This is a genomic window from Rubneribacter sp. (genome assembly GCF_965361815.1).
Genome location: NZ_CBDTNW010000069.1, coordinates 41,188 through 50,622 on the forward strand (window position 1 = coordinate 41,188; position 9,435 = coordinate 50,622).

Consider the following 9,435-nt stretch of genomic DNA (forward strand, 5'->3'; position numbering starts at 1 on the left):
ATAACCCCAGAAAACCTTGCGCGGTTAAAGGAACTTGAACTCTGCGTGCTCGATGAACTGCGACGGGTATGCGATGTGTTGGGTATTCGCTTCTTTTTGGACGCTGGAACTCTTTTAGGGGCGATCAGGCATCAAGGGTTTATTCCTTGGGATGACGATGTTGATGTCTGTATGATAAGAAGTGATTATGATCGATTGATGCAAGAAGGTCCGGAAGTTGTCTCGGGCAGGTTCTTCTTGCAGACTCCCAGTAATAGTCCTCAAATGCCCGCATCCTATATGAAGTTGCGCTTGAATGGGACAAGTATGGTCGAGGCGACGCTCAGTAATGTGGGCGGTAACCACGGCATTTGGGTAGACATATTTCCCTTTGATTATTTTGATGCCAATACTAATGTTGCGAGGCTTCGCAGGAGCGAGGCATTATGGGGAAAAATGTTTGACCTTCGTCAGAGAAAAAATCCATCGGAGGGGTTGTCCAAAGTTAGGAGCATTGCGCGAGGTTTGATTCATGGGTTGCTAAAGCTTGTTCCTAGAGGTTGCATACTTTCTAAGATGAGCATGCCCATCCCCCCTACGGATGGAGCTGACGGATTCATGTCCTGCCTTCATTATGGATCATGCTTTTTCTGGATAAAGTGGAGTGACGCTTTTCCTCCGGCTGAGGTGATTTTCGAGGGCAGAAAGATGCTCGCTCTTGGCAATTATAGGGACTACCTAGAGCAAGTCTATGGCGATTGGCAGAAGCTCCCACCAGTTGCCGAAAGAACTCCGCATCACTTTGTAACGACTTTTGATTTGGGGGACTATGCGCTCTGAAGATCAGCGGGAAGTGAGGAGAGGGTCCCTTCGAGCCAATTTCGTTTGGAATACCTCCTATCAAGTTGTAAGGATGCTTACGCCCATTATCACTACGCCCTATCTTGCTCGCGTTCTGGGCAGTGATGCTTTGGGTACGTATTCGTACACGTACACCGTGGCGACCTACTTCACCTATTTTTGTTTACTCGGCCTCGGTCAATATGGTAATAGGGAGGTTGCAAAGGCACGACGCAACAAAGAGGTTTTGTCCGAGATTTTTTCGTCGATATTTGTAATGCAATTTGCCGTGGGCTTGATCGTTGTGCTGATGTATCTTGGATATGCTATATTAATAAGTGGTTCACTCATGGTGTATTCCCTCATTTGGCTGATTTGGGTGTTGGCGGAAGCAGTTGACATTTCCTGGTTCTACTACGGGCTTGAGGAGTTCAAAACAATTACTATACGAAATATAATCATAAGAGTATCCCTCATATTGGGCATTTTTGCTTTTGTTTCGTCGCCAGCAGATTTGGATGTGTATTGCTTGCTTCAGGCTCTGAGTTTTGCTCTGAATAGTGTTGTGCTGTGGGGCCTTCTTAAGAGCCGCATTTGGTTTATTTGTCCGGTTCCTGCTCGGGTGTTAAGACACCTAAAACCAAACCTAGTTTTATTTTTGCCAGTTATTGCAGTATCCGTTTATACACAGCTAAATGCAATTTTCCTCGGGAACCTTTGCGGTATGTCATCCGTTGCATACTACGATAATTCTTATAAAATAATAACCATCTCGTTGACCGTTATCCAATCACTCGGGACTGTCATGCTTCCAAGGATGAGCGTTCTGGCTGCGAGTGGCGACGACAATGAGGCGAAACGCTATTTGGATAAATCGGTTCTTCTCTCTCAAGCCATAGCATTTTGTTTTATGTTTGGAATAATCGGGATCGCTCCTGTTTTTGTGCCAGTATTTTTTGGATCTGGCTATGATCCATGCGTATTGTTGATGATTATATTCGCGTTCATGATCCCTTTATGTGGATGGTCCAATGTGCTTGGGGTGCAGTACCTCATACCCTTCGGCAAAGATGGGGTCTATCTAAAGTCTGTGATATGTGGCGCGTTAATCAACGCTGCTCTCTGCGTACCTCTAATCTCTTATTGTGGTGTTTACGGGGCTGCATTTGCTGCGCTGTTTGCTGAGCTGGCTGTCACTTTGGTTCAGATCGCTTATGCGAAAGGAGAACTTCGGATAAGATCCTATATCAGAAAAGGAATTCCTTTTCTCTGTTTTGGTTTGATTGAGTTTGTCGTTGCAAGGATGGCTTGCGTTATTTTTGAAAGTGCTTTCGTCGGACTCGTTGCTGGTGTTGCTATGGGTGGTGTTGTATACGCGATTCCTGCTTTTATGTGGCTGAAAAGAGATAGAGTGCTCTGATTGCTTGTGTCTGCGCAGATCGACTCCAGCCCGGGAATGTTTATGGTTGCTGTGCTCCAGATAACTTGTGGGGCCAACTCCGCGTAGCCGTAGGCTATGCGGTCTCTAAGACCATAGGCCTGATACCAAACGTCATGAAAGAACGATTTCTGCAATTGTAATATGTTGGGATTCAATCAACTCATCGGTTTGGAGAGTTGAGATAGTCTGTCAGCTCGTCATTTCTCGCATAGCAGCACTTTCTCACGTGTGGGTAGAAAGATTCCTCCCCGCATATGCTACATTGATACGACGATCGGGCACCAACAAGCGCAGAGCTTCTTCCTACTGCGCCACCCGCTCCCTTCCTCCGACAAGCTCCCTCACGTCGGTCGCGGCCACAACCGATCCGACGATGATCACGAGCGCGCATGCGACTCCCAGCGGGGAGGGCATGCTGCCCAAGACGATGAGCGAAATCGGGATGACCCAGCCCGAGTACGAGATGTTGAGCGCCATCGACTTCGCCGCGCCGATGCGGTCGATCGCTTTGTAGTAGAACAGGTAGGACACGGTTCCAAGCAGAGCCGCCAAAGCGATCCAAGGCATGGCGTCGCTCATCATTGCGTTGGCGGCGCAGCCCCAGCCGCCCAGCACGGGCAGGATGACGGCCATGTAGGTCACCGCGGAGGTGGTTTGGCGAATTTGCAGGCAGCACTCGTCGTCAGCCTCGCCGAAGCGCAGCGCATAGGAGATGATGCATGCCTCGGTGCCCCAGCCCAGCACGCATACCAGCGCACCGACGACGCCCAGCACCCAGTTGCCCGGCACTGTCTCGTCGGGGTTGAAGCTGAGGGTGGCAACGGCGATCAAGCACGCCGCAAGGCCGACCCATTGGTAGGGCTTCATCCGTTCCTTCAGAAATATGTGCGCGATAGCTGCCCCGTATGCGGGGAAGAATGCCGTGATGGCAAGCGTGTAGGCAGCGCCTATTTCGTTGATGGCGAACACGTAGCCGGTCATACCCAACGGCGCTCCAATGACGGCAGCCGCCACGACCAGCAGTCCCGTCTTCGAGCGCAGCAGCTGCCAGGTCTTTTTCAGTTTGCCGCGCATGGCATTGTAGACGAACATCAGAACGGCGGACGTTCCGTCGTGCAGGAACGTGCTTGTGAACGAAGCGAGCGCTATCGCCTGCTCGGTGGTGAAGAACGCAGTGGACATGAGCGCTATGCTCAGAATCACCGAATCGAATGCCCAGGTTATCGCCGCGCCAAGACCCCAAAGCATTACAGCTCTCCTCCGTTCAGCTCAACAGCCTTCTTGCCAAAGAGCTTCGTGTATCGGTAATAGTAGTAGAGGAATTCGCCCACAGGCTCGCCGCACACGTCTTTGTACAGCGCCCAGATGAACCAATGGAAGCTGATGACCGCCGTGTAGGCCACGCAGTGGAACAGCTCTTCGTCCGTGGGCGTGCGTCCGAAGTAAAGCTCGAACACGCGCAGCGCATCCTCGTAGGTGTAGTCGGGGCAGCAGGCGATGAACACCGCAAGGTCGCTTGCGTAGTCGCTCATGCCGGCAAACTCCCAGTCGATGAGGTGCATCTCGTTTTCCGTGATGAGGAAGTTCTGGTCGTAGAAGTCGTTGTGGCAGGGGACGGTTCTCGCTCCACGAGCCATCGCGGCGGTGTTGAGCCCGTCCGCAAGGCGGAACAACTCCGCGAAGTCTCCGAACTGGGTTCGCCTGCTGTCGTCGAGCAGCTTCAGCTGCATGAGCGTGTCTTCGTGCATATCTTTGGAGAAGCCGCAGTCCGCGCCGCTGTCGTGGAGTTTGCGCAGTATCGTCATCGCGCGGCCGACCTCGTCCCAGTTGTGGTAATCCAGCGTTCCCGCGCCGTCCACGTAGCGTGAGATCTTCCAGCCTTCGTCCGGATCCTCGTGCACGTAGGTGCCGTCGATGCCAAGCTTGCGTGCGATCTTCTGAAACTCGACCTCCGCCCGTCTGTTCGTGATCTCGTCGCTGCCGGTTCCGGGATGGCGGTAGACGTATTCTCCGTCGTCGGTTGCGAAATGGCACGAGAGATTGGTCATGCCCTGCTTGATGGGCCAGACGTCGCGGATCTCGGACTTCTTGCAGTCGAGCACCGCCACGATGTTGTCGAAAATCTCGCTGCTCACGTTCTCCAGGAACAGCGGGTCGAAGCCTTGCAGCTCGTCCAGCGAGTCGAACTCGTGGATAACGGGCGGGTCGTAACGTCGGATGCGCATATCGAACTCGCGGATGTGGTCGATGTACAGGTGCTCCCACAGCTTTCCGCGTGTTTCCGGCAGGTCGTACTCCGTCTCCAGGATCTTGCGGAACCGGGAGGAGAATTCCCGATCGAAATAGGCGTGACCGATCATGCCCCAGGCGTCCGACCCGCCGATTTCGACTTTCGTGATGCGTCCGTGGGCGCCGGTCTCCATGCACCACTCATCGGTTGACCCTTCGAAGAACTGCGCGGAGTAGTAAGCCTTCCACACATGGCTTTCGAAAGGGTTCACCTCGAAGTAGTTGTCTGACGAGCAGATATAGGTGTTGCCTAGTATCTCGCGTACGAGCATGATCGACGAGCTGTTGTTGCGCTCGGCATAGTCGCGGTTGATGACGATTCTCACCCCGTACTTGTCCTCAAGGTAGAAGAACGCCTCCTTGCGGTAACCGACGACAACGACGATGTCGCTCACGCCTGCCGCTTTGAGCTGCTCGATCTGCCGCTCGATAAGGATCTCTCCGCGCACGCGCAGCAGCCCCTTGGGCCGCTCGTACGATATGGGCGCGAAGCGCGACGAGAGTCCGGCGGCAAGGATCACGGCGTTGTCGACCGCGTAGGGCCGAAGCTCCGCCATTCCCTTGGCGGTGAGCCGCCCCTCGTCGATGAGTCCGTCGGCGACGCATTCCTTGTAGGCCGCGTTTGCGGTAGCGAGCCCCAACCTTGCCGTCTCGGCGATCTCGCGCTGCGTGGCTCCGGGCTTGTCGAAGAGTCCCCTAACGACTTGAAACTGGTTGTAGGTCAAGTCCATTCCTGCGCTCCTTCCGTGTTCGGATATGAACTATATCATATGAAATCCGAACAACGTCCAAGATTGTTCGGATTTTTGATTGTTATTCAATTTCCGAACAAAGAGGAAAGGTGGAGCACGTAGGGTCGTGAGCGTGACGGCGTTTCACGCGAGAAGAGGCGCTTGTCAGTCTTGCTGCTGCCTTTTTCCGATGACGGAGAGCGTGTCATCAAGTTTCTTGTTTGCGGCTAGGGGCGATTGCAATTACGGCGAAGTTGGTTGCGAGGTCATAGGCTGGCGACAGGCTTCACCTTTCGGTTCTCCGAAAGAGGGACGAGAAATCCTTGGCATGATCGTCGTGGTTTTCGCAAAGCGCGTTGAAAGTTTTCCACCGCCGATGAGGGCGTCCAGCTTGCTCGCCTCGAAGATCGACCCATCGAGCCTCATCTGGCCCCCCGTTTGCGCGCAGCGGATTGGGCTATGACCTCGTCGATGGAGCGGTAGGCGCGCCGCGAGAGCACAGCGTCGAAGTCGGATTCGCACCGCAGCGCTATAGCGACGGCTGCCAACGACTGAAACGAGACGAGCCCTTTTTGCTCGAAACGCTTGCACGAAGCCAAGGGCATCCCCGCTTTCTCGACAAGTTGGGCTTGGGTGAGCCTTTGCTCCTTCCGGCGCTCCCGCACGCGCTTCGCCACGTCCCGAACCATCCCGGGCGGCGTTTTCTGATTAAGGTCGATCATGGCTCAATATATATCCTTTTCCATGTTTTACGGCAAAGGGGATAATACTTTATCGCTTTCGCGTCTTGTTGCCAGGCAGGATGACTCGCGCCGTCCGATCTTTCCGGCGAATCCTAGCCTTCGCTGCGTTCGAGCGCGTCGATAAGCTCCTGCTTGTTGTGGATGCGCATCTTCTTGTACACGCTTTTGATGTGGTCGCGCACGGTGTTTTCCGATATGAACAGCTTTCCGCCGATGAACGCCCGATTGCGTCCCTGGGCGTACAGCACCACGACCTCCTGCTCGCGCTCCGACAGTCCGTATCTTCGCGCGAGCGCGGCGGCTTGGTCGGTCAGCCGGCCCAGGCGCTCGGACGACAAAGGCGGATTGAGGTCGGCGAACAGACGCGCGTGATAGGGCGCTCGCTCGCGCATGAACAGGAACACCGCCAGCAGCAGCACGTAAATGGTGGCAAGTGAGAGGCGCGGCAGGTCGATGGAGAACCCCGCCGTCACCGTGCACAACGATCCGGCGGCCACCGGCAGCGCGTAGAGCGACCAGCCGGCGCCGAAGACGAGGTCGACGGGGTAGCGGCTGGCGTGGGCGATGTCGGCCAGCGCAAGGTACAAAACGCGAGCGCGAACATCTGCGCCGCCGTCAGGATGGCGAACGACAGCGATCCAAGCGCTCCGGACAGCAGCTCGCCCGCCACCAGGCCCGTGGCAATCACCAGAAGCACGAACAGCCACATGTGGGCCACGTCGAAGTCCTCGCGGCGCCGATACGCCAGAAGAAGCGCGCCGGCGCACACGGCGATCTCAATGAGGTGCGCGACGGACTCGAACAGAGCTGGCTGCGCGAAGTATTCGAGGTCGAGCGTCCGAATGATGCCGAGCGCGAACGAGAACACGGCCACGCCCAGCGCCATGCCCTTGAGCGAGCGCAGCGTCTTGGCCGAGAAGCGGTCGCCACGCGCGCCCTTCGGCGGGGAAGTGCGTTGCGCGACGCGCCAGCAGCCGGTTGAAGCGAGCGGCAGGGCGGTGCAGGCGAGCGCGCTCCACAGCGCGGGTCCTGCAAGCGAGACGGCGATCTTCACCACTGCCGCGAGCATGACCGATCCCAGCAGCAGCGCGATGGCCGGCTTGACGTCGAGGTTTCCGTAGAAGCCTCCCCATAGCAGGTAGAGCCAGCCGATCGACATTCCGCATGCGAATGCGAGCACCGCGACGACCGCCGCCTCGGACTGCAGGGGGCTCGGCGCCACAAGGGCCACTCCGCTCGCGCACGCCGCAACGGGAACTGCGCGCACGAGGACGTGATGGGAGGCAAGGTCTTTGCCCGAGCGCCGCGCAAGCGCCGCGAACAGCAGGCAGCACAGGGCGGTTCCCGCGAACACGGCTATCTGCACCCAGCCGCCCAAGTCATCGGGAATCACACGCTGTATGCAGTACGTCCAGCAGAACGCGAACGCCAACCCCAGGTGGGAGAGGCGCGGGTGCACGCCGAAATACGCGCCGGCCGCGCGCAGAGCGGATCCCCTTGTGCTCATCGATGCCTCCTTGTGCGATGTGCCTTCCATAGTAGGGCGGCCTGTCGGCGTTTCAAGGGGAAACCCGCCGCGGAAGGCAAAATCCTACGTTTTGTAGCCCCCTTCGCGCTTGAAATCCTCCGTTTCGTTGCGCGGTTGTTCCCTATGGTGGAGGCGTGCCCGGGGCGCGCGACGTCCCCGGGCGGCTCGGAAACCGAAAAGGGGAAGGAGAGGAAATGAACGCATCGAGCAAAGGTTTGTCGCGCAGGATGTTTCTTGGGGGAGCTGCTTTGGCAGGGCTCGCGTCGGCCGGGGCGCTTGCCGGGTGCGCCGCCAAAGACGGCGGCCAGGAAGGATTGGACGGTCAAACCCTCGCGGCCGGACGCGAGGCCGACATCGTGATCGTGGGATCGGGGCTTGCCGGCCTGTGCGCCGGCCTCAAGGCGCGCGAGGCGGGGGCTGACGTTCTCGTCATCGAGAAAGGATCGGCGTTGGGCACGCCGAGCAACTCCGTTTTGTCGGGCGGGGCGCTCTGCGCGCCGAACGACCGCACCGAGGAGAGCATCCAGGCATTCATCGACGAGTTCGACAAGAAGAGCAAGGGCAAGGGCGACCCCGACATCACGCGGCTTATCGCCGAGAACATCCAAGACGGCCTTGACTGGCTCGTCTCCCATGGCGTCCAGTTGATTGATCCGGTCCCTCACACGCCGTACAACCTGCTGAAGATCTACGCGGCTCCCGGCGCGTCGCAGGGTATGGGTCCGCTCATGCAGACGATGGTGGACGCGTACGAGCAGGCCGGCGGTGAATCGCTGTGCGATGCGAAGCTGCTCGACCTCATGTTCGACGCACGTGGCAACGTGGCCGGCATCAAGGTGCGCGGCAAGGAGGGGGTGGAGATCGTCCGGGCGAAAGCCGTCATTCTTGCCACCGGCGGTTACGTGGGCAACCGTCAGATGCTCGAGGAGTTCGTGGGACCGGACGCCGACGAGATCATGGTGCGCGGCTCGAAGAGCATCACAGGCGACGGCATCTTGGCGGCCGAGCGAGCTGGCGCCATGCTCGTGCAGATGGGCGGCGAGGCATCGCTGCACATCGGCGCGGTGAGTCCCAAGAACGTGGCCTCGGGCAATCCTTCGAACGCTATCGGTTACTGCCTGGCCATCAACTCCGAGGGCAGGCGCTACGCCGACGAGTCCCTCGGGTACGTGAACCATGGCAAAGCTCTCATGAACCAGCCCGGCCAAGTTGCCGCGCTCGTGTTCGACGACGGCATCAAACAGCAGGAGAAAGTGCAGCAGGACATCGAGCGCTTCGAGAGCTTCGGGTCGGCCCCGGTGGCGGCGTCGTCGCTTGACGAGCTGGCCGACTTGATAGGCGTTCCCGCCGATGCGCTCAAAGAGACGGTGGAGGAGTTCAATGCGGCCGTGGCCGACGGGCGCACGATAGGGCTTGCGGTGGACAAGACGAACCAGGCCATCAAGCTGGAGGGGCCGAATTACTATGCCTTCTACCCGCTCAAGCCGGGGTGCATCATGGGGTTCGGCGGGTTGTACGCGAACGCCGACATGCAGGTGCTCGAGGCCGATGGGACGCCGCTGGGGCGCTTGTATGTTGCGGGAGAGGCCGTTGGCGGGGTGTTCATGTACGATTACATCGCCGGTTCCTCACTTGACCGGTGCATCGTCACCGGGATAACCGCCGCCGAGCGCGCTCTCAGCGACCTCGGGTGAGGCGGAGCCTTTCCGCGCCCGACCCGCCCTGACCACGCTTGCGTCTGGGCGGGTTGGGTGGGTGGCTTGGCTGCGAGCATGCGCGGTCACGAACGCGCACCTCCGCCCCGCGACTACGAACGCGCGCCCCCGCCGCCCCGCGGCCGCGAACGCGGGGCGCCGCAACGCGGGTTGGGTGAGGGTAGAGGTA

8 protein-coding genes and 1 pseudogene are annotated in these 9,435 nt (G+C 58.1%); 3 read left to right on the forward strand and 6 right to left on the reverse strand.

Annotated features, from left to right (window positions below; translation table 11 throughout):
* Positions 1-45: 45 nt before the first annotated feature.
* Positions 46-819, forward strand: coding sequence for a LicD family protein (locus ACWKY3_RS05415; protein WP_449315405.1), 774 nt, complete (start codon positions 46-48; stop codon positions 817-819).
* Complete coding sequence (locus ACWKY3_RS05420) at positions 809-2,239, forward strand: oligosaccharide flippase family protein (protein WP_449315406.1); 1,431 nt, start codon at positions 809-811, stop codon at positions 2,237-2,239. The genes ACWKY3_RS05415 and ACWKY3_RS05420 overlap by 11 nt, the downstream gene beginning before the upstream one ends.
* A 26-nt stretch (positions 2,240-2,265) precedes the next feature.
* Here ACWKY3_RS05420 and ACWKY3_RS05425 read toward each other — a convergent pair.
* The 6 genes and pseudogenes from ACWKY3_RS05425 to ACWKY3_RS05450 form a co-directional block, all read right to left on the reverse strand.
* Positions 2,266-2,415, reverse strand: a pseudogene (locus ACWKY3_RS05425) (HepT-like ribonuclease domain-containing protein); the annotation flags it as partial.
* Positions 2,416-2,563: 148 nt separating this feature from the next.
* Complete coding sequence (locus ACWKY3_RS05430) at positions 2,564-3,508, reverse strand: DMT family transporter (RefSeq protein ID WP_449315407.1); 945 nt, start codon at positions 3,506-3,508, stop codon at positions 2,564-2,566.
* On the reverse strand, positions 3,508-5,280 hold the full coding sequence (locus tag ACWKY3_RS05435; protein WP_449315408.1) for a phosphotransferase: 1,773 nt from the start codon (positions 5,278-5,280) through the stop codon (positions 3,508-3,510). Before ACWKY3_RS05435 ends, ACWKY3_RS05430 begins: the two co-directional genes overlap by 1 nt.
* A gap of 422 nt (positions 5,281-5,702) precedes the next feature.
* A complete protein-coding gene (locus ACWKY3_RS05440; RefSeq protein WP_449315409.1) occupies positions 5,703-6,002 on the reverse strand; it encodes a helix-turn-helix domain-containing protein in 300 nt (99 codons plus the stop codon).
* Positions 6,003-6,115: 113 nt separating this feature from the next.
* Positions 6,116-6,520, reverse strand: a complete 405-nt coding sequence (locus ACWKY3_RS05445) for a response regulator transcription factor (RefSeq protein ID WP_449315410.1) — start codon at positions 6,518-6,520, stop codon at positions 6,116-6,118.
* Complete coding sequence (locus tag ACWKY3_RS05450; RefSeq protein WP_449315411.1) at positions 6,493-7,530, reverse strand: hypothetical protein; 1,038 nt, start codon at positions 7,528-7,530, stop codon at positions 6,493-6,495. Before ACWKY3_RS05450 ends, ACWKY3_RS05445 begins: the two co-directional genes overlap by 28 nt.
* Before the next feature lie 215 nt (positions 7,531-7,745).
* Between ACWKY3_RS05450 and ACWKY3_RS05455 the strand changes: the two genes are divergently transcribed.
* Positions 7,746-9,245 carry an FAD-dependent oxidoreductase gene (locus ACWKY3_RS05455; RefSeq protein ID WP_449315412.1) on the forward strand — a complete coding sequence of 500 codons (1,500 nt, stop codon included), beginning with the start codon at positions 7,746-7,748 and terminating at the stop codon, positions 9,243-9,245.
* Positions 9,246-9,435: the final 190 nt, after the last annotated feature.

Bases quoted from the DNA above. Each gene is read 5' to 3' on its own strand.
- ACWKY3_RS05450 (WP_449315411.1), bottom strand. From the start codon at position 7,530: ATGAGCACAAGGGGATCCGCTCTGCGCGCGGCCGGCGCGTATTTCGGC.
- ACWKY3_RS05455 (WP_449315412.1), top strand. From the start codon at position 7,746: ATGAACGCATCGAGCAAAGGTTTGTCGCGCAGGATGTTTCTTGGGGGA.
- ACWKY3_RS05440 (WP_449315409.1), bottom strand. From the start codon at position 6,002: ATGATCGACCTTAATCAGAAAACGCCGCCCGGGATGGTTCGGGACGTG.
- ACWKY3_RS05420 (WP_449315406.1), top strand. From the start codon at position 809: ATGCGCTCTGAAGATCAGCGGGAAGTGAGGAGAGGGTCCCTTCGAGCC.
- ACWKY3_RS05435 (WP_449315408.1), bottom strand. From the start codon at position 5,280: ATGGACTTGACCTACAACCAGTTTCAAGTCGTTAGGGGACTCTTCGAC.
- ACWKY3_RS05430 (WP_449315407.1), bottom strand. From the start codon at position 3,508: ATGCTTTGGGGTCTTGGCGCGGCGATAACCTGGGCATTCGATTCGGTG.